The following is an 18,023-nucleotide window of genomic DNA, read 5'->3' on the forward strand; positions in this document are numbered from 1 at the left end:
ACGTCAATGCCGTGAACGGTGTGCCGTCGAAGGGTCTGCTTCAGGTGATCGACCCGACGTTCAAGGCGTACCACGTCGAGGGCACGTCCTGGGACATCTACGACCCGGTCGCCAACATCACCGCCGCTTGCAACTACGCGGCCGACAAGTACGGCTCGATGGACAACGTCAACTCCGCGTACTGAGTCGTAGCTGAACATCATCGCAAGGGCGGTGGCGCCCCGGAACGGAATCCGGGGCGCCACCGCCCTTTACGGTTTGCGCCTGATGGCGATCAGCGCGGCGTCGTCGCCGAGGGATCCGCCCGCGTGGTCGAGCAGGTCCTCGTGGAGGCGCCGTACCAGGCTCCGGGGATCCCGCTCGCCCCACGACGCCAGCCGCTCGGTGAGGGGATAGAACGTGCCGTGGGCGTCGCGGGCCTCGATGACGCCGTCGGTGTACAGCAGGAGCAGCGCGCCGACGGGGAACTCGAAGGTGTCGGCTTCGTAGTCCTTCTCCGTCGTGGGCGCCCCCAGACCGAGGGGCAGGTACGGGTCGGGAATCTCCAGGGGTACGACTTCGCCGCCGCGGACGAGGATCGGTGGCGGGTGGCCGCAGTCGATGACGTGCACCCGGGGCTCGCCGTCGGGGATCTCCAGGACGGCCGCCGTGATGAAGCTTTCCCCCGCCGCGAGGTCGTCGGCCGGTTCCTCGGCGTCCCAGTACACGGTGTTGTGCAAGTGTGCGACCAGCCGGGGGAGCGGGGGGAAGCGGTGCGCGGCGGCGTGGAAGGCGCCGAGGAGCAGGGCGGCGTCCCCGACGGCGGTGAAGCCCTTGCCGCGCGAGTCGCCGATCAGGAGGCGGGTGGCGTCCCGGGCGCGGACCGCCGCGTACAGGTCGCCACCGATCTGCGCCTCGGCCTCGGCCGCCACGTACGCCGAGGCCAGCTCCAGCGGGCCGATCTGCGCCGGAAGGGGCTTGAGCAGGACCTTCTGCGCCACGTCGGCGACCCAGCGGGCGCGGTCGAGCGCTTGTTCGCGCCGTTCGTGGACGGCACGGAAGGCCACGAGGAAGATGGTGGCCAGGAACAGGGCCGCCGTCTGCGTCTGGTGGTCCGCCGTCAAGGTGCGGCCGAAGAGGAGGCCCAGGACGATCTGCGCGGCGACGGCCACGGCTCCGATCGCCGCGGTCAGCCGTGCGCTGCCGAACGTCGCGGTGAGCGCAGGAGCGGCGACGAGCAGCGGGCCGAGGTGGATGTCCGGGCCGGTCGACAGATCCGCCACCATGATCACGGCGATCAGCCCCAGGGGTGCGGCAAGCAGCGCGCGCCGGCCCCCCGAGAGACGGGCTCCTGCCGGCGGGAACTGGATGCGCATGTCCCTTGCTTACCGCCCGTCCCTGCCGTCCGGCCCCTGCGACACGGGGGAGGCGCCGGGACGGTGCCCGGCAGGGGACGCCTCCGGACGGCGTCGGACGCCGTCGGGCCGGGTCAGACGGCGTCCAGCGCCGGGGCGATGACGGCGAACGCGCGGTCGATCAGTTCGTCGGGGTCCTCGGCACCGTCGCTGCCGCTCCACCGGTGCAGCACCGCGTCGAACGCGGTCAGTGCCATCCCGGCGGCCAGCCGCGGATACAGGTCGGTGCCGGGGTCGCGCCCCAGCCGGTGCGCCAGCTCCGCCGCCAGGTCGTCGCGCCACTGCGCCTGGCGTTCGAGGAAGCGCGCGTGCAGGGCGGGGGTGCGCAGGATCAGCTGCACCACGCGCAGCGCCCGGTCGGAGTGGTCGGCGCAGGTGGCGATGGGGACGCCCACGGTGTGCCGCAGCGCCGCGGACGGCCGCTCCCCGGCGGGGCGGGCCGCCAGCGCCGTGTGCATGTCGGCGCCCATACCGGCCAGGAACTGGACGACCACGTCCTCCTTGGACGCGAAGTAGCGGAAGAACGTCCGCTTGGAGACGCCGGCGGCCGTCGCGATCTCGTCGATGGTGACCGCGTCGAACCCGTTCGACGCCAGTAGTTGCAGCGCGGCTTCGGTCAGCTCGTTCGAGACGAGCTGCCGTTTGCGCTGAGCCATGCTCACTTCGGGGCGGGAACTCACCGGACGATGGTAACGCCATGCCTCGCATGGCACTCGATGACACCTTGACACCGAGTGACAGCAGGGGCAGTGTGTGCCGCATGACCAAGCAGGTGAAGCAGGCTACGAAGCAGCAGTGGACCGCCGGGCAGATGCCGGACCAGACCGGGCGGGTGTTCGTCGTCACCGGAGCCAACAGCGGCCTCGGCCTGGCGACCACCCGGGCGCTCGCCCACCGGGGCGGGCACGTGATTCTGGCGGTGCGCGACGAGGAGAAGGGCCGCAGGGCGGCCGCCGGCATCACCGCCGGACGGCCGGGCGCCCGGCTCGACGTACGCCGCCTCGACCTGGCCGACCTCGACTCGGTCCGGGACTTCTCCGACCGGCTGCACGCCGACCACCCGCGGCTGGACGTGCTCATCAACAACGCCGGAGTGATGGCGCCGCCCCGGTCGCTGAGCGCGCAAGGCCACGAGTTGCAGTTCGCCTGCAACCACCTCGGCCACTTCGCGCTCACCGGGCTTCTGCTCGACCTGCTGACCGCCGGGCGCGCCCCCCGCGTGGTCACGGTGAGCTCGGTCAACCACCGCAAGGCGCGCCTCCGCTTCGACGACCTCGCCGGTGAGCGCGCGTACTCGCCCATGGGCTTCTACAACCAGTCGAAGCTCGCCAACGCCGTCTTCGGGTACGAGCTCCACCGGCGGCTGGCCGGCGTCGCCAGCCCGGTGCGCAGCGTGCTCGCCCACCCCGGCTACACCGCCACCAACCTTCAGACGAGCGCGCCGACCGGCCTGTGGCGGGTTGTCTTCGGCAGGATCGGCAACCCCCTCTTCGCCCAGACCCCGGCTCAGGGCGCGCTGCCGCAGCTCTACGCGGCCACCGCCCCGGACGCGGAGGGCGGTCAGTTCATCGGCCCCGACGGCCCGGCCGAGCTGCGCGGCGGCCCGACGCGGGTGCCGCTCGCCCCCGCGGCAGCCGACTCCGCGACCGCGCGGCGCCTGTGGGAGCTGTCGGAACGCATGACCGGGGTGCGGTTCCCGATCCCGGCCGGTCGGCCTGCTGGCCTGGTCTGACCGGCCCCGGCCTGCTCCGACCGGCTCTGACCTGTACTGACAGGCTCCCCCGGGCCCGGACCGCCCGTGTGAGATCCTCCCGCACTGGTGCACCAGTTGCACGGGTTCCGGCCGTGGAGGGCGAAGATGTACGCGATATCCCTGGGTGACGACGGCGCGGAGCTGCGCCCGCTCGAACCGTGGCAGGCCGGGGAGCTCCTGGCCCACGTGGACCGGGGACGGGAGTTCATCGGGCAGTACAACGGGCTGCCCGACATCATCACGGACCTGGGATCGAGCCGGGCGTTCCTCCGGACGTACGTGGAGAAGGCCGCGGCCGACACCGGGCGGATCTGCGGCATCTGGACGGGCGGCACGCTGGTCGGCGCGGTCTGCCTGCGGACGATGGACGTCGAGCAGGGCACCGCCGAGGCGGGCTGCTGGCTGGAGCCGGCGGCGGTGGGCAAGGGGCTGGTGACCCGCGCCGTGCGCGCGCTCATCGACTGGGCCGTCCAGGAGCGGGGCATCCACCGCGTGGAGTGGTGGGTCTCCGCGGAGAACGAGCCCAGCAAGGCCGTGGCCCGGCGCCTCGGCATGACGAGGGACGGCGTACTGCGCGAGAGCTTCCTGTACCGGGGAAAGCGGCACGACGAGGAGATCTGGTCGGTGCTCGCCCCGCAGTGGCGCGAGGCCGAGCGGGCTTCCTGAACCCGGCGGGCCGCGCGGCGGCGGGGAGCCCGGCGCCTCCGCGGATCGCCGGGCTCCGCCTCACAGCACGCGACGCGTGTGCGACGCATGCGAAGCCCGTGGCTCAGGCCCCGGCGGCGGTGTGCAGCGTGGCGAACAGGCCCCGGGCGCGTGTGCCGTCCGGCAGCTGCCAGCAGCCGCCGACGTGGCCGGCCGTTCCCGCGGTGGGGCCGTCGGTGCCGGGCCGGAGGAGCCGGTGCAGGCGGAGCGTGGCGCCGTGCGGAACGGGCAGCTCGGTGCCCTCCCGGCCGTCCGTGGCGGTGAGTTCGGCCGGCGACGCCGGGGCCGCGACCGGGCCGTCACCGGTGAACGAGCGGGTGACCTCCCGGTCGGGGGCGTCGCTGACGTCCTGGTCCTGGGCTTGCGCCCGGCCCTCGATCAGGGCGAGCAACTCGGCGACCAGCACCGGGTCGTGACACCCGTCGTAGACCCAGCGCCGCCCCAGCACCCCGTGCTGCATCGTGCCGACGAGGGCGTGCTCCGCTCCGTCCAGCGGGGCGCCGCGGTAGGTGAGCGGCACCAGGTAGGAGACCGGCTCGGCGCCACCGGTGTCGGTGACCACGATGAACTCCATGCCGACCTCGCCCTGCGGGTCGTCGAGCCGGAACCCGCCGGCCCTGGTCAGCTGCGGCTCTCCCGCGCCTCCCCGGTACCACGGCCTGGAGGGGAGCCAGGAGGTGAGCAGTTCGAGTTTGTTCGGCTTGAGGGTGGTGCTATGGATGACGGCCATACCGTGAGTCCTCTTCGGTTTCCGTAGCGCGTGCTGCGAACGCCCATACTTTCCCATGATCACCGAACCGGACCGCGGCACGGACCTCACGGACCTCACGAGGGACTACCCCGGAGCCCCGGGGGCGGTGAAGGCGCGGGCGCCCCTGCCTGCCGTGGCTACCGGGCCGGCGGAGACGTGAGGAAGGCGCCGATCTCCCGTGCCACGGCCTCCGGTTCGTCCAGCATGGACAGCACGTACGCGCCGGGCACTTCGGCGTACCGGCCCGCCGGCAGCAGCGCCGCCAGGCGGGGGCCGTGCTCGGGCGGCATGACGCGGTTGTCGGGGGACCACAGGACGAGCGCGTCGCCGGGGAAGCGGCGCAGGGCCTCCGTGTCGCGGATGAGCGTCTGCTTGTCGAACGGCCCGCGGCAGTAGGCGAGCAGGTCGCGCCGGACGGCGGGGTCGCGCAGGAGCGGCTCGGTCCAGCGGCGCGCGAGTGCGTCCGGCAGCGGCCGCCGCGCCATCTGCCCGAGCAGCATGGGCAGCCGGCGCAGCCGGGCCACGCGCAGCTGGCGGGCGGCGAGCTGGAGCCCGCCGGGCACGCGGACGGCGAGGGACACCATCCTGCCCGGCAGGCCGGGCGGGAAGTTGTCGAACGCCTCGCACGGGAGGATCACCTGCCGGGCCACGCGCCGGTCCAGCCCGTGGGCGGTGAGGAACAGCGCCCCGCCCCAGTCCGCGTGCACCAAGGTGACGCCGTCGAGACCGAGCGCGTCGAGGAAGCCGGCGACCAGGCGGACCTGCCCGGGCAGGGTGAGGTCGGCGTCCGGGCGCATCGGCCGGCGGTGGGCGCCGAGCGGCAGGACCGGCCGCACGTACGTGAACCCCGCCGGGAGGAGGGGCAGGACGCGGTCCCACAGCGTGTGATCCATCAGCAGCCCGTGCAACAGGACGACCGGCGGCCCCGATCCGGTCACGTCGTACTCGATGGTGCCTGCGGATACCAGGGCTTCCCTCATACACAGCACTGTAGGAGCGCCGTCAACGGCTCCTTTCGGGCCGCGGGCCGGGCCCACGGCGGCGGCCGTGGGCCCGGCGGGGCCGTTCACTTGTCGGCGGTCAGCTTTCCCGCAACGCCCCAGCTGTCGGCCGGCACCTCGTGGATCCACACCTGCACGGCCTCGGCCGGGATCTGGAGGGAGTCCACGAAGGCGTCGGTGACCCGGGCCACCAGGTCACGCTTGAGCTCGATGTCGCGGGGGCCCTGCTGAATGGTGACGATGGGCATGAGGGTGCTCCTTCACGGTGGGGCCGGTAAGGCCGATAGGCGTTGCTGCCGGGAAACAGTTCACCGCGCGGGCCCCCTCGCCACCCAGACCCGGATCGCTCTCGCAGCGATCACGATTGCTGATCGTCGCTGGTCAGGCGGGGGAAGGGGCGTCCATCACGGCGTCGCGCAGCAAGGCGAGCGGCCTGGAGGACGCGCCGCCGCGGACCACCAGCTCGACGGGCAGCCGGAGCCCGGGCGCGGCGAAGGGGACGAAGGCGACCCTCGGCAGCGTCATCCGCCGGGCGTTGCCGGCGTACACCACCGTCCACATCGGCGTACCCGATCCGATCGCCGCGAGGGTGTCCTGGAGGGAGCTGTACGCCGGGCCGGGCACGGGCTCGAAGCCCGCCCGCCGGCAGCTTCCCAGGACGAGGTCGACCAACGACGGGTGATTCCGGCGCTCGGTCAGGCGCAGCGGCAGTTCCGCGAGTTCGGCGAGGCCCACCGCAGGCCGCTCCGCGAGCGGGTGCCGGGCGGGTATCGCGGCCATCAGCTCGTCCTCCCAGACCACGCGGCGGCGCAGTTCGGCACCGTCCCGTGCCGCCGCCGTGCCGGCGGCCGGGGCGGCGCCGCGGACGAACGCGGCGTCCAGCCTGCCGTCGGCGAGCCGCGCGAGCCGCTCCCGTACCGGAAGCGTCACCAGCTCCACCCGTACGCCCGGCGCGTGCTTCTCGAAGGCGTCCAGCACCCGGTCGAGCCGCTCGCCGAGCCCGGTGACCGTGCCGAGCCGGAAGACGCCGGCACCGCTGCCGGCCAGCTCCGCCGCCACCGCCCGAGCGGCGTCTTCCGCGGCCAGCACGGCACGGGCCGCGGGCAGGAAGGCCTGCCCGGCCGCCGTGAGCCGGACCAGCCGGGGCGACCGGTCGAACAGCTCGACCTTCAGCTCCCGTTCCAGCCGCCGTATCTGCTGGCTGACGGCCGGCTGGCCGATCACCAGCCGCTCGGCCGCCCGCCCGAAGTGCAGCTCCTCCGCGACGGTCACGAAATAGCGCAGCTGACGCAGCTCCACCGGCGCCCCCTCCCCTGATTGACGCTCGACCCGGTCGATCCTGCCGCATCGGCACGGGGACGCGAGCGCCCGGGACCGCGGGCCCGGGCCGGGGGGCTCACCCTCTCGACTTCACTCTGTTGTCACCCGGCATTCATCTTTCGGCCCCCCTTGCGGCGCCGCATGGAGCACACACTGACCCCACAGCCTGATCCGCTGTTCCTCCCTCTGCTTTTCCCCTCTGCTTTTCCCCTGTTCCTCCGCTCAAGGATGCAAGGCCCGTGCCCGTACCTGTCACCCTCCACGGTCGCGCCGTCCGGCTCGAGCCGCTCGCCGAGCACCATGTCGAGGCCCTGGCCGCGGCCGCCGCCGAAGACCGCGGCAGCTATGCCTTCACGCCCGTGCCCAGCGGGGTCGAGGCGACCGGGCAGTACGTCGCCGACGCGCTGGCGGCGCGGGCGGCGGGGCGGGCGATGCCCTTCGCCACGGTGCGGGTCGCGGACGGGCGGGTCGTGGGGTCGACCCGCTTCTGCGAGCTGGACTACTGGCAGGGCCCGGTGCTCTGGCCGCCGGCCCCGCGCGGCCCGCTGGGCCCGCCGCTCACCGCGATCCCCGACGCCGCGGAGATCGGCGGCACCTGGCTCTCCGCGGCCGCCCAGGGCACGGGCATCAACACCGAGGCCAAGTTGCTGATGCTGCGGCACGCCTTCGAGACCTGGGGCGTACGCCGGGTGTCCCTGCGCGCCGACGCCCGCAACGTACGCTCACGCGCCGCGATCGAGCGGCTCGGCGCGGTCCTCGAAGGCGTGCACCGCGCCCACACCCGCGGCCTGGACGGCGTGGTCCGGGGCACGGCGTTCTACTCGATCCTCGACGAGGAGTGGCCCCGGGTGCGCGCACAGCTCCGGCGGCGGGTGGGCGAGCGCGGGCACCGCGGGACGACACGGATACGCACCCTCGTTCCGGCGTGACGGCGTGACGGCTCCTGCCGGGCGGGGCCGGCAGGAACCGTGCGCACCGGCTCAGGCGAGGGAGATCAGGTCCCGGTAGTCCTCGTTCCACAGGTCCTCGTCCGCGTCGGGCAGCAGCAGGACGCGGTCGGGGCGCAGCGCGTCGACGGCGCCCTCGTCGTGGGTGACCATCACGATCGCGCCGGGGTACGAACCGACGGCCGCGAGGACCTCGCCGCGGGAGGCGGGGTCGAGGTTGTTGGTCGGCTCGTCCAGGAGCAGGACGTTCGCCCCGGAGTGCACCAGACCGGCCAGCGCCAGCCGGGTCTTCTCGCCGCCGGAGAGGACGCCCGCCGGCTTGTCGGCGTCGGCCCCGGAGAACAGGAACGCGCCCAGGACGTGCCGGGCCTCGCCGTCCGTCAGGTGCGGGGCGGCCGCGGCGAGGTTCTCCCGTACGGTGCGCGCGCCGTCCAAGGTGTCGTGCTCCTGGGCGAAGTAGCCCAGCCGCAGGCCGTGCCCGTGCACCACCCGGCCGGCGTCGGGGCGCTCCTCGCCGGCGAGGACGCGCAGCAGCGTGGTCTTGCCGGCGCCGTTGAGGCCGAGGACCACCAGGCGGCTGCCGCGGTCCACGGCGAGGTCCACGCCGGCGAGGACCCGGTGGTCGCCGTAGGACTTGGCCAGGCCGGCGGCGCCGAGCGGCATCCGCCCGCACGGGGCGGGCTCGGGCAGCCGGATCTTCGCGGTCTTCTCGGTCCGGCGGGCCGGTTCGAGCCCGGAGAGGAGGCGGTCGGCGCGGCGCGCCATGCTCCTGGCGGTCACGGCCGTCGCCGACCGGGCCTTCATCTTGTCCGCCTGGGCGTGCAGGGCCGCCGCCTTGCGTTCGGCGCCGGCGCGCTCGCGGGCGCGGCGCCGTTCGTCCGTGTCCCGCTGCGTCAGGTACGTGGTCCAGCCGGTGTTGTGGACGTCGATCGTCGCGCGGGTCGCGTCGAGGTGGAAGACGCGGTTGACGACGTCGCCGAGCAGGCCCGTGTCGTGGCTGATCACGACCAGCCCGCCCGTGTGCGCCCGGAGGAACGCGCGCAGCCAGGCGAGGGAGTCGGCGTCGAGGTGGTTGGTCGGCTCGTCGAGCAGCAGCGTGCCGCCGTGGCCGGCGAACAGGATGCGGGCCAGCTCCACCCGGCGCCGCTGCCCGCCGGACAGCGTGCCCACGGGCTCGTGCATGACCCGGTCGGGCAGCCCGACCCCGGCCGCCACGCGGGCGGCCTCGGCCTCAGCTGCATACCCGCCGCCCGCCTGGAAGGCGGCTTCCGCGCGGGCATAGGCGCTCATCGCCCGCTCCAGGGCGCCGGGCCCGGCGGCGTCCGCCATCGCGGCTTCGGCCTTGCGCAGTTGCCGCAGGGCCAGGTCCAGGCCGCGGGCGGAGAGGATGCGCTCGGTGACGGTCGTGGCCGGGTCGGCGGCGCGGGAGTCCTGGGCGAGGAACCCGACGGGGCCGGTACGGGTGACGGTGCCGGCGGCGGGCCGGGCCCGGCCCGCCAGCGCGTTCATCAAGGTGGTCTTGCCCGCGCCGTTGCGGCCGACCAGGCCGATGCGGTCGCCGGGGGAGACGGTGAAGGAGACGCCGGACAGCAGCAGGCGCGCGCCGGCGCGCAGCTCGGCGCCGCGAACGGTAATCATGGGGTAACGCTCCGAAAAGACTGAAGGACACACTTCTGGCGTGGAAGCGGGTCCTCAGCTAGGAAATTCGGGGCGTAGACATGCGGCCACCGTAAACGCGGCCCGGTGCGCTGTGCATCTGCTTTTTGCGCTCAGCCCTCTCCGGGCTTGGACCACACGGCGGGTCCGCCGCCGCGCCAGTCGACCAGGCGCGGGTCCTCCAGTTGCATGTCGTCCGGGGCGACGCCGGCCCGCCGCAGGAACTCGATCACGTCCACGACGCCGTACGCCACGCCCAGGTTCTCCGCACCGACCGTCACCCGCCGGCCGCCCGACGACGACGGCGGGTGCACGACGACGCGTGCAGTACCTGACATGCCTCCAGCCTGCGCCCGGATCCGCCCGGACGCATCCGGACGTGTCCGGACGCGGACATCGAGGCGCGGTTCGCGCTCATGGACGAGGCGGGCGATATCAACCGGGCGGTATCAGCAGGGCCGCGCCGACCGGGCCGTGAGGCCGAGCCCCGGTGTGTACGAACCGGAGCCGAGGACGACGGCCCGGCCCGCGTACGACGGGCGCGGGTAGAGGCACCAGGTCTGCCCGGTCTGGTTCTTCGCGCTGCGGACGGGCGGGTTCAGGCGGGGCGCGGGGCGCTGGAGCATGCTCGCCGGGCCCTCGGCATCGGCCTCCGCCCACGTGCACAGGCCGATGACCTGCGGGCAGATGGGGAACCGCGCCTGAGCCCGGCTCTCGGTCCAGCCCGCTGTCCGGCTCTCTGCCTGCCCCGGTGTCCGGCCCTGTGCCGCGGCCGCCGGCAACAGGACCGACGCTCCCACGACCGCCGCGGCGATCACGGACCTCACTGATTTCCTCGACGCAGGCCTCACGCCTGTCTCCTCCCGGCTCGCGGCACTGGCATTCCGTCCGGATGGTGGCCTTTCCTGCCGATAGGCCCGTCAAACAGTGAATCGTCCCGGAGTCCGGCCGGGCCGGTACCGGTACGGGCAGCCGCGATCTTCAGCTGGCGGACGTACATGAAGACCGAGAAGCTCGCGCACAGCGCCAGCGCCGGGGCGCCCACGATGTACGCCCACACGTAGCGGATCCCGAGTCGCCGCGACTCGACGATCATGAAGGCCGACAGGGCGGCCCAGATCAGCACCAGGTCGGCGTAGATGAACTGGGAGGCGAGATTGGTCAGGGCGTCGTGGATGAAGTTCCGTATGACACCGTACGGGCCGGCGTCCAGGTTCTCCCGGACGAAGGCGACGGCCAGCGCCCCCATGATGAGGGTCCCGGCGAGGCCGAACAGCCCGTAGAAGAGGCACAGGGAGCGGTCCCGTCCCCGCACGTCGGCGAGTCGCATCACGCCGGCCTCCGGAGCGGTCGTTCGTCCTCGTGTGCCTTCGCGTGCGCGCCCTCGTATGCCTCTTCGTGCACGTCGTCGTACGCGCACTCGTACGCGTAGTCGTCGAGGTCGAAGCGCCTGGCCCGCCGGGCGGCCTCGTACGTGCTGGCCGGCCGGACGGCAGGCGCGTCCCCGCGCTCGTCGAAGTAGTAGCTGTTCGACACCCGGCAGCTCCCGTGCGAGAACACGGTGTGCGGCATGCGGCGCAGCGTCTCCCGGAACGACCTGTCGTGCTCCTCCGGCCGGACGACGGCTTGCGTGGCGCGCCGCCGCCGCGCCTCGCCGATCACCCGCAGGGCGTGGGTGACCTGATAGTCGATCATGCCGAACCACGACCCGCCGGTGAAGGAGTACGGCCCCACGATGAACCACAGGTTCGGGAACCCCTTGACCGACGTCCCCTCGTACGCCTGGAACCGCTCGGTCCGCCAGAACTCCTTGAGTTCGCGGCCGCCGGCGCCGTGCACCGGGAAGGGCGGGAGGTTCTCCAGGGTCTGGAAGCCGGTGGCCAGCAGCAGCACGTCGAACCTCTGCTCGTCGCCGTCCGCCGTACGGATGCCGGTCGCGGTGATCCGCTCGATGGGCTCGGTCACGAGACGGACGTTGTCGCGGGTGAAGGCCCGCCAGTAGCCCTTGCCGAACGACGGCCGCTTGCAGCCCAGCCGGTACGCGGGGGTGAGCTTGCCCATCAGCTCGCGGTCGCCCCTGACCTGCCTGCGCAGGTAGAGCCGGGAGGCCGCTTCCCCGGCCTTCACCAGGAAGGGGAACCGGCGGTGGTGGATCATGGCGATCACGAAGCCGACTTCCGTCGCGGTGTCCGTGACCAGCCGGATCGCCCGCTGCGTCCACGGTGCCGCCCCGAACAGCCGGCGGACGGGCTCCGGAACGGCGAAGTCCGGCTTGGGGAAGACCCAGATGGGGGTGCGCTGGTAGACGTGGAGCGACTCCACCCGCGGGGCGATCTCCGGGATCACCTGGACCGCTGACGCGCCGGTGCCGATCAGTCCCACGCTCCGGCCGGCCAGCTTAAGGGACGGATCCCAGTGCGCGGTGTGCAGGACGTCGCCCATGAAGGAATCCAGCCCCTCGATGGCGGGGCGCTTCGGCTCGGTGAGCCAGCCGGTGGCGCAGATGACGAACCGGGCCGTCATGGCGGTGCCGTCGGCAAGCGAAATCCGCCACAGGTGGTGCGGCTCGCTGTATTCGGCGCGTACGACTTTCGCGCCGAAGCGTAAATGGGGCCGGAGACCGTATTTGTCGATGCAGTGCTCCGCGTACGCCTTCAGCTCCGCTCCGGGAGGGAAGATCCTGGACCAGGACGGAAAGGGTTCGAAGGCGTAGGAGTAGGAGAAGGAGGTGATGTCCACGGCGATTCCGGGATACCTGTTGGTGTGCCAGGAACCGCCGGCTCCGTCCTGCTGGTCGATGACGGCGAAGTCTTCGATGCCGGCCCGGCGCAGGCGGATACCCGCGCCTATTCCGGCGAATCCCGCGCCTATCACCAGCACTTCGTGATCCGGTGTCACTGATGTCTCTCCTTCGGCTGGTTACAGGGCGAGGCCGATCGCCAGGAGGGTCCCGAACGCGAGCAGCAGCAGGCAGGTGTGCTCCAGCGCCGCTATCAGGTCGCTTCCGCGCGCCCCGCCCAGCACCCGGCGCAGCGGGAAGACGGCGGACGGGACCGCGGCGATCACCAGCAGTGCCCAGGGCCGGGCGCCGGCCAGGAGCAGCGCGGACGCGAAGGCGGCGGCGACGCAGAGCGCGTAGTACGCGCGGGTGCGCTTGTCGCCCAGCAGCACGGCGACGGTGATCTTTCCCGCGGCGGCGTCGGTCCGTATGTCGCGGAGGTTGTTCGTCGTCAGCAGCGCGCAGGCCAGCAGGCCGATCGGCACGGACGCGCCGAGGGCGAGCGGGGGCACGCGGCCGAGCTGGACGGCGGCTGTGGCGCACACGGCGATGACGCCGTGGAAGAGGAAGATGCTGAGGTCGCCGAGCGCCCGGTAGCCGTAGGGCCGGGGGCCGCCGGTGTAGAACCAGCCGGCGAGCCCGCAGTACGCCGTCACGGCGAGCATCCACCAGGAGACCGTCACGGCCAGGACCGCTCCTGCCAGGATCGCGACGGCGTACAGGAACATGCCGAAGCGCAGCACCTGTTGGGGCGAAGCCTGCCCGGAGCCCACGAGCCGGGCCGGCCCCAGGCGCTCGTCGTCGGTTCCCCGCACTCCGTCGCTGTAGTCGTTGAAGAAGTTCGTGCCGAGGACGAAGCCCAGCAGGAACAGCAGCGTCAGGACGGTGCGCCACCAGCTGACGTGACCGAGCGAATGGGCGATGCCCTCCCCGACCGCGATCGGAGCCAAGGTCACGGGCAGGGTCTTCAGCCGGGCGCCGACCAGCCATGCCCGCACCGCGCCGCTCCGGGCCGGCCGCTGTTGCTGTTGCTGATGATGAACGGTCGTCGTCATCGCTTCGTCCCCACTCCGAGGTAGAGGACGGAAGTGGACGTGATGGGCACCATGCGGACCTCCTCGCGTCGTCCGGCCAGATAGCGGATGAAGTCACGGAACCGCGGACGCAGCCCGAGCAGCCGCAGCTCCACGCCGTGCGCCCGCGCGACGCGGGTCAGGCGTTCCCGGTTGACGAAGAGGCGGTGGTCGTGGGTGCCGCGGGCGGGCCTGCCCGGAAGGGGCAGGTTCTCGGCGAGCGTGATGGCGACCAGCCGGGCGGTCCGGGTGTCGGGGATCGTGTCGACGATCAGCGTGCCGCCGGGGCGCAGGACCCGGCACAGCTCCGCCACCACGGCGTAGGGATCCGGTACGTGTTCGAGGCATTGCCCCGCCGTGACGACGTCGAAGGACGCGTCGGCGAACGGAAGCCGGGTGATGTCGGCGCGGGCGACCGCGTCGAAGCCGTGCCCGAGCGCTTCCTTGAGCGCCATGGCCGACAAGTCCACGCCGAACACGCGATATCCCTTGCCGGCCAGATGCGGACCGAAAAGGCCGCCCCCGCAGGCGACGTCGAGCAGCCGGGCCTGCGGGATATCGGCACCGCCGTCAGCGGTATTGGCAGCGGGAACGAATTCTGCGCGGGCCCGGGCGATCCAGCCGAGCGGCGCAAGCGGCCCGCGGGGGTCCCACCATTGACCGGCGAGACCGTCGTAATCGGAGATGAAATTCCGTCTGTACCCTGACACAACCACCGTCCGGGGTGGATCCGGGCCAAGTTTTTCCGGAGCCTTGGCATCAGCTGTGAAGCGGCCTTTCGGAGGCCGTTTCCACAGGCTAGGGCGACGGGTACGGTGGTGGCCAGAATTCACGCCCCGTTGCCCGCTTAGCCTGTCAGGTGCGACGCGGGCCACACGGAGCAGCTAAGGCTACGGCTGACGGCTTCGGCCGGAACTTCGTTGGGCCGTAGGGGGTAATGAGCCCGGCGGCCCTCCGCGCCTCCCGCGGGACCACCCGTACCGCGGTGAACAATCGCCATCACCGCGGCGGCAGGACCCAGGTGCCGGCGCGCGCGTGCGTGTCAGCGATGCCGAGGGGAACGACCGATGGACTCAGCAGGACATCCGCATCGCCGGGCGATGCTCGCCGGCGGTCTCGCGGCCGCCGCCGCGGCCGTGCTCTCGGGGTGCGCGAAGGACACCGGGCAGGCGAAGAGCGCGGGGAAGGCGGCGGCCGCCGACCTGAAGGCGACGCCCGCGTCGCCGACCGTGCGCCCGGTCACGTCCAAGGAGGCGCTCGCGCGGCTGCTGGAGGGCAACGAGCGCTGGGTGACCGGAAGGCTCCAGCACCCCGACCGCGACCCGGACCGCCGCCAGTTCGTGGCCCAGACGCAGGAGCCGTACGGGGTGATCCTCTCCTGCATCGACTCCCGCGTGCCCCCCGAGCTCCTCTTCGACACCGGCCTCGGCGACCTCTACGTGCTGCGCACCGGCGCGCAGGCGGTCGGGCCGGTGGTCACCGGATCCGTCGAGTACGGACCCATGACGACCGGTACGCCGCTGATCGTCGTCCTCGGGCACCAGCGCTGCGGCGCGGCGAAGGCGGCGTACGACGCCCTGCGCGACGGCGCGACCCTGCCCGGCAACCTGCAAGCGCTCGTCGAGGCCCTGCAACCGGCGTACAAGAAGACCCTCAAGCACCGCGGCCCCGACCCCGTCGACACCATGATCCGCATCCAGTCCGAGCTGACCGCGGCCGACCTGCGCTCCAACAAGGACCTCTCCCCGCTGGTGAAGAAGGGCGCGCTCGCGGTGGTCAGCGCCTACTACTCGCTCGACACGGGCCGCGTCGACATCCTCAGCGGCGCCCCTGCCTGAGCCGCCCCGCGGGTGTTCCGCACGGCGTGAGGGACCGGCCGGGGAGGCCGTGGCCGCTCGATAGGCTCGGCGCCTCTCCGCTCGCCACCCTCCGCAGGAAGACGCAGGCACCACGATGAAGACATGGGACAGGACGCTCACCGCCGCGGGCATACACGGCCCGCGGCTGCGGGACGACTACACCCGGCAGCGCTCCCTGGTCGCGGCCTACCGGCGGCACGCCTACGTGGCCGTACGTCTCCTGCTGCCCGCGGAGGTCGTTCCGCACGTCATCGCCGCGACCGCGTTCATGCACCACACGGACACGCTTCTCGACCAGGGCGCGGCGGAGGCGGGGAACGCGGCCGCGGAGGACGCCGCGGCGTGGGAGAAGGAGGTCGCCGACGCTCTGGCCTCCGGGGAGAGCGGGCACCCGGTGCTGCGCGCGCTGCTGCACACCGTCTCCGTCCACCCCCGCATGAAGGGCCACATCGAGGAGTTCCTCGCCGGGGCCTCCCTGGACCGGGACTTCACCGGATTCGCCGACGAGGCCGGGTACCAGCGCTACGTCGACGCGTACGCGCTGCCGGCGTTCATGCTCGTGGCCTGTCTCCTGCTGGGACCGGACACCGGCGCCGGGACCGACGGCGCCGCCGGCAGCCGCGCGCTGTGCCGGGCCTACATCGACGGGAGCCAGCGGCTCGACTTCGTCAACGATCTCGCCGAGGACCTGCGGGACGGGCGGCTCGCCCTTCCCGCGGAGGCGCTGGAGCGGCACGGCGTGTCCCGCGCCGACCTGGAGCGGGGACGGGACACGCCGGGGACGCGGGCCCTGCTGGCGGCCTCGCTGGACCGGGCGCGGCGCGATCTGCTGGCCAGCCGGCGGCTGCCGGGCTTCGCGCCGCCCGCCCACCGCGCGTTCATCCGGGCGTTCGTCTCCCTGGAGGTGCTCACCGCCGACGCGGCCCTGAGGAAGGGCGTCGCGCTGTTCGGCGGGCCGGCGCGCCCCGCCGTGCCCGCCGCGCTCGGGGTGCTCCTCCGGGAGTACGGCAGGCGGGGGCGCTGACGTGCGGGATGCGTGCGCCGGTGTCCTCCAGGTGGCTGGTCGTCGCGCCGTGGTTCCCCGGCGAGGCGCATCCCGGTGCGTTAGTGTGTGGGCTCGTCGGCCGGCCGCCCGGTGAGCGGCGGCCCTGCCGTCGCACGGCCGTGCCGTCACGCGGCGCGGGCGGAGGTGAGCCCGCCGCGGGACCGGAGTCCCGCGACGGGCAGCCGAAGGGTTGGCTCCACGGGGCGTACTGGTGATACGCCCCGCGGGTCATCCCCTGCCGGCCATCACCAGGGCCAGCGTGGTCATGGCCGTCAGCAGTTCCACCCACGGCGTCACTGCTCGGGCCACGCTGCGGACCAGGTTCCAGTCGACCGGCGCTTTCGGCCTTCTGTGCTGCACCATGTGTGCGCCTTTCCTCGGACCACGAGACCCGCCGGCCGGCGAGACCCTGAGAGAGCCCTCGGGTGCGGCAGCGCTACCGGCCCCGCCCGAGACCCCTGGGTGAGGCCCCGACGCGACAGGTTGACCCGACGTCAGCGCTGGTACGGCACAAGGTGACTTTATCGGTGAAGCACCCGAATGCGGGGCATTTGGCAGATGAACGTCGGCGAGTCCCTTCCTCCGCAGGAGTGGGGTCACGGCCCGGACGTCTCAGCGGATATCGGCGGACATCACAGGAGACATGGGGAAGAAGTAACGAAAATGGCCCGGAAAGCCGCCCTTTTGGGAGACGCTTCCGCCGGGAGAAACAAGACTTGAGCCCCCTTCCCCTTTCGGGCGGCCGTCGAGGAGCCTTCTCGTATCGAGGAGGTCCGGCACGCCGGACCTGAACGAGTTCGGAGGGGTCACCCCGTGAACGATGCACACACCGCCCGCCCCGGATCCGCAGACGACCCCGGCTGGTACGTGGACGACCGCTGCACCGACTGCGACGTCGCCAGGCAGCTCGCGCCGGGCCTGATCGGCGAGGGCGGCGGGCGCTCCGTCGTCATCCGGCAGCCGGCCGGCGCGGAGGAGGAACGCCGGTTGTACGCCGCCGCGTTCGCCTGTCACACCCGTTCCATCCGTCTCACTTCCGGCCGGCTGGATCCGGCGCGGGACCCCTACCCCTTGCCGCTCGACGAGACCGTGTACTTCTGCGGGCACAACTCCCCGGACACCGCCGCGGCCAACTCCTACCTCCTGCGGCGGCCGTCCGGATCCCTGATGATGATCGACACCCCGCGGTGGAGCGAGGAACTGGTCACCCGCTTCGAAGGGCTCGGCACCGTCACCGACGTCCTCCTCACCCACCGGGACCACGCGGCGCACGCCCGGCGCTACGCCGGGCGGTTCGGGGCCCGGCTGTGGATCCACGAGGGCGACCTGGCCGCCGTTCCCGACGCCGACCGCGTCCTGCGCGGCACGGAATCCGTGGAGATCGCCGACGGCGTGGTCGCCCACCCGCTTCCCGGCCACACCGAGGGGAGTGTGCTCTACGTGGCCGACGAGCGGTACTGCTTCAGCGGGGACAGCTTCTTCTGGTCGCGCTCGAAGAACGGCATCGAGGTGGCGGAGAGCGTCACCTGGTACTCCATCAGGGACCTGGCGGCGTCGCTGGCCCGGACGGCCGGCCGGCTGCGGTTCGAGTGGCTGCTGCCGGGACACGGCGACCGCATGGTCCTGCCCGCCGCGGCGATGGCCGAGAAGATGAGGGACCTGACGGCGCGCGCCCAGCACATGCAGCCGCGGCCGATCGACTTCACCGCGGTGCCCTGGTGAGGTGAGGGGGCCCGGCCT

Annotated in this window: 21 protein-coding genes; 7 read left to right on the forward strand and 14 right to left on the reverse strand. The window is 72.8% G+C overall.

What is annotated here, in order from left to right; translation table 11 throughout:
• On the forward strand, window positions 1-185 hold a 185-nt coding region (locus tag D7231_RS00005), incomplete at its 5' end, for a transglycosylase SLT domain-containing protein (protein ID WP_158673692.1).
• A 66-nt stretch (window positions 186-251) separates the two neighbouring features.
• On the opposite strand, the gene D7231_RS00010 is transcribed toward D7231_RS00005, so the two are convergent.
• Window positions 252-1,355: a PP2C family protein-serine/threonine phosphatase gene (locus D7231_RS00010; protein WP_120752797.1), complete on the reverse strand. Its 1,104-nt coding sequence runs from the start codon at window positions 1,353-1,355 to the stop codon at window positions 252-254.
• Window positions 1,356-1,468: 113 nt separating this feature from the next.
• Complete coding sequence (locus D7231_RS00015) at window positions 1,469-2,050, reverse strand: acyl-CoA-like ligand-binding transcription factor (protein WP_120752798.1); 582 nt, start codon at window positions 2,048-2,050, stop codon at window positions 1,469-1,471.
• Between the two features lie 104 nt (window positions 2,051-2,154).
• Here D7231_RS00015 and D7231_RS00020 point away from each other — a divergent pair, with 104 nt between their 5' ends.
• A complete protein-coding gene (locus D7231_RS00020; RefSeq protein ID WP_120752799.1) occupies window positions 2,155-3,126 on the forward strand; it encodes an oxidoreductase in 972 nt (323 codons plus the stop codon).
• A 126-nt stretch (window positions 3,127-3,252) separates the two neighbouring features.
• On the forward strand, window positions 3,253-3,813 hold the full coding sequence (locus D7231_RS00025; RefSeq protein WP_120752800.1) for a GNAT family N-acetyltransferase: 561 nt from the start codon (window positions 3,253-3,255) through the stop codon (window positions 3,811-3,813).
• Window positions 3,814-3,916: 103 nt separating this feature from the next.
• Here D7231_RS00025 and D7231_RS00030 read toward each other — a convergent pair whose 3' ends face one another.
• The 4 genes from D7231_RS00030 to D7231_RS00045 all read right to left on the reverse strand — a co-directional run bounded on the left by D7231_RS00030 (window position 3,917) and on the right by D7231_RS00045 (window position 6,903).
• On the reverse strand, window positions 3,917-4,582 hold the full coding sequence (locus D7231_RS00030) for a maltokinase N-terminal cap-like domain-containing protein (RefSeq protein ID WP_120752801.1): 666 nt from the start codon (window positions 4,580-4,582) through the stop codon (window positions 3,917-3,919).
• Window positions 4,583-4,740: 158 nt separating this feature from the next.
• Window positions 4,741-5,583, reverse strand: coding sequence for an alpha/beta fold hydrolase (locus D7231_RS00035; protein ID WP_120752802.1), 843 nt, complete (start codon window positions 5,581-5,583; stop codon window positions 4,741-4,743).
• An 86-nt stretch (window positions 5,584-5,669) separates the two neighbouring features.
• Window positions 5,670-5,852, reverse strand: coding sequence for a 4-oxalocrotonate tautomerase DmpI (gene dmpI, locus D7231_RS00040; protein WP_120752803.1), 183 nt, complete (start codon window positions 5,850-5,852; stop codon window positions 5,670-5,672).
• A 133-nt stretch (window positions 5,853-5,985) separates the two neighbouring features.
• Entirely contained in the window at window positions 5,986-6,903 is a 918-nt protein-coding gene (locus D7231_RS00045) for a LysR family transcriptional regulator (RefSeq protein ID WP_120752804.1), read from the reverse strand.
• Window positions 6,904-7,163: 260 nt separating this feature from the next.
• Between D7231_RS00045 and D7231_RS00050 the strand changes: the two genes are divergently transcribed.
• Window positions 7,164-7,853, forward strand: coding sequence for a GNAT family N-acetyltransferase (locus tag D7231_RS00050; protein WP_120752805.1), 690 nt, complete (start codon window positions 7,164-7,166; stop codon window positions 7,851-7,853).
• Window positions 7,854-7,904: 51 nt separating this feature from the next.
• Here D7231_RS00050 and D7231_RS00055 read toward each other — a convergent pair whose 3' ends face one another.
• From D7231_RS00055 to ubiG, 7 genes are all read right to left on the reverse strand, one after another.
• On the reverse strand, window positions 7,905-9,509 hold the full coding sequence (locus D7231_RS00055; protein WP_199739272.1) for an ABC-F family ATP-binding cassette domain-containing protein: 1,605 nt from the start codon (window positions 9,507-9,509) through the stop codon (window positions 7,905-7,907).
• Between the two features lie 131 nt (window positions 9,510-9,640).
• Complete coding sequence (locus tag D7231_RS00060; RefSeq protein ID WP_120752806.1) at window positions 9,641-9,865, reverse strand: hypothetical protein; 225 nt, start codon at window positions 9,863-9,865, stop codon at window positions 9,641-9,643.
• A gap of 111 nt (window positions 9,866-9,976) precedes the next feature.
• A complete protein-coding gene (locus tag D7231_RS00065; RefSeq protein WP_158673693.1) occupies window positions 9,977-10,354 on the reverse strand; it encodes a peptidase inhibitor family I36 protein in 378 nt (125 codons plus the stop codon).
• Between the two features lie 20 nt (window positions 10,355-10,374).
• Window positions 10,375-10,857 (reverse strand): DUF2834 domain-containing protein, encoded by a 483-nt coding sequence (locus D7231_RS00070; RefSeq protein ID WP_120752808.1) that lies wholly within the window; start codon window positions 10,855-10,857, stop codon window positions 10,375-10,377.
• The gene (locus D7231_RS00075; protein WP_120752809.1) at window positions 10,857-12,425 is read right to left on the reverse strand and encodes a flavin-containing monooxygenase; all 1,569 of its coding nucleotides are present in this window, start codon (window positions 12,423-12,425) and stop codon (window positions 10,857-10,859) included. Before D7231_RS00075 ends, D7231_RS00070 begins: the two co-directional genes overlap by 1 nt.
• A 21-nt stretch (window positions 12,426-12,446) precedes the next feature.
• Window positions 12,447-13,361: a 1,4-dihydroxy-2-naphthoate polyprenyltransferase gene (locus tag D7231_RS00080; protein ID WP_120752810.1), complete on the reverse strand. Its 915-nt coding sequence runs from the start codon at window positions 13,359-13,361 to the stop codon at window positions 12,447-12,449.
• Window positions 13,358-14,254 (reverse strand): bifunctional 2-polyprenyl-6-hydroxyphenol methylase/3-demethylubiquinol 3-O-methyltransferase UbiG, encoded by an 897-nt coding sequence (gene ubiG, locus D7231_RS00085; RefSeq protein ID WP_338419807.1) that lies wholly within the window; start codon window positions 14,252-14,254, stop codon window positions 13,358-13,360. The genes D7231_RS00080 and ubiG overlap by 4 nt, the downstream gene beginning before the upstream one ends.
• Before the next feature lie 192 nt (window positions 14,255-14,446).
• Here ubiG and D7231_RS00090 point away from each other — a divergent pair, with 192 nt between their 5' ends.
• On the forward strand, window positions 14,447-15,217 hold the full coding sequence (locus tag D7231_RS00090; protein WP_194960850.1) for a carbonic anhydrase: 771 nt from the start codon (window positions 14,447-14,449) through the stop codon (window positions 15,215-15,217).
• Between the two features lie 115 nt (window positions 15,218-15,332).
• Entirely contained in the window at window positions 15,333-16,262 is a 930-nt protein-coding gene (locus D7231_RS00095) for a phytoene/squalene synthase family protein (RefSeq protein ID WP_120752812.1), read from the forward strand.
• Window positions 16,263-16,511: 249 nt separating this feature from the next.
• Here the strand turns inward: D7231_RS00095 and D7231_RS38055 are convergent, their stop codons facing one another.
• Window positions 16,512-16,646, reverse strand: coding sequence for a hypothetical protein (locus D7231_RS38055; RefSeq protein ID WP_267470816.1), 135 nt, complete (start codon window positions 16,644-16,646; stop codon window positions 16,512-16,514).
• Between the two features lie 450 nt (window positions 16,647-17,096).
• Here D7231_RS38055 and D7231_RS00100 point away from each other — a divergent pair, with 450 nt between their 5' ends.
• Complete coding sequence (locus D7231_RS00100; protein WP_120752813.1) at window positions 17,097-18,005, forward strand: 4Fe-4S domain-containing protein; 909 nt, start codon at window positions 17,097-17,099, stop codon at window positions 18,003-18,005.
• Window positions 18,006-18,023: the final 18 nt, after the last annotated feature.

The sequence above is a fragment of the Streptomyces klenkii genome, assembly GCF_003626645.1.
In the GTDB taxonomy this organism is placed as follows: Bacteria; Actinomycetota; Actinomycetes; order Streptomycetales; family Streptomycetaceae; genus Streptomyces; species Streptomyces klenkii.

Excerpts from the sequence above, each read along its gene's own strand:
- D7231_RS00010 (WP_120752797.1), bottom strand. The coding sequence starts at position 1,355 with ATGCGCATCCAGTTCCCGCCGGCAGGAGCCCGTCTCTCGGGGGGCCGG.
- D7231_RS00015 (WP_120752798.1), bottom strand. The coding sequence starts at position 2,050 with ATGGCTCAGCGCAAACGGCAGCTCGTCTCGAACGAGCTGACCGAAGCC.
- D7231_RS00020 (WP_120752799.1), top strand. The coding sequence starts at position 2,155 with ATGACCAAGCAGGTGAAGCAGGCTACGAAGCAGCAGTGGACCGCCGGG.
- D7231_RS00025 (WP_120752800.1), top strand. The coding sequence starts at position 3,253 with ATGTACGCGATATCCCTGGGTGACGACGGCGCGGAGCTGCGCCCGCTC.
- D7231_RS00030 (WP_120752801.1), bottom strand. The coding sequence starts at position 4,582 with ATGGCCGTCATCCATAGCACCACCCTCAAGCCGAACAAACTCGAACTG.
- D7231_RS00035 (WP_120752802.1), bottom strand. The coding sequence starts at position 5,583 with ATGAGGGAAGCCCTGGTATCCGCAGGCACCATCGAGTACGACGTGACC.
- dmpI (WP_120752803.1), bottom strand. The coding sequence starts at position 5,852 with ATGCCCATCGTCACCATTCAGCAGGGCCCCCGCGACATCGAGCTCAAG.
- D7231_RS00055 (WP_199739272.1), bottom strand. The coding sequence starts at position 9,509 with ATGATTACCGTTCGCGGCGCCGAGCTGCGCGCCGGCGCGCGCCTGCTG.
- D7231_RS00060 (WP_120752806.1), bottom strand. The coding sequence starts at position 9,865 with ATGTCAGGTACTGCACGCGTCGTCGTGCACCCGCCGTCGTCGTCGGGC.
- D7231_RS00070 (WP_120752808.1), bottom strand. The coding sequence starts at position 10,857 with ATGCGACTCGCCGACGTGCGGGGACGGGACCGCTCCCTGTGCCTCTTC.
- D7231_RS00080 (WP_120752810.1), bottom strand. The coding sequence starts at position 13,361 with ATGACGACGACCGTTCATCATCAGCAACAGCAACAGCGGCCGGCCCGG.
- D7231_RS00090 (WP_194960850.1), top strand. The coding sequence starts at position 14,447 with ATGGACTCAGCAGGACATCCGCATCGCCGGGCGATGCTCGCCGGCGGT.
- D7231_RS00095 (WP_120752812.1), top strand. The coding sequence starts at position 15,333 with ATGAAGACATGGGACAGGACGCTCACCGCCGCGGGCATACACGGCCCG.
- D7231_RS38055 (WP_267470816.1), bottom strand. The coding sequence starts at position 16,646 with ATGGTGCAGCACAGAAGGCCGAAAGCGCCGGTCGACTGGAACCTGGTC.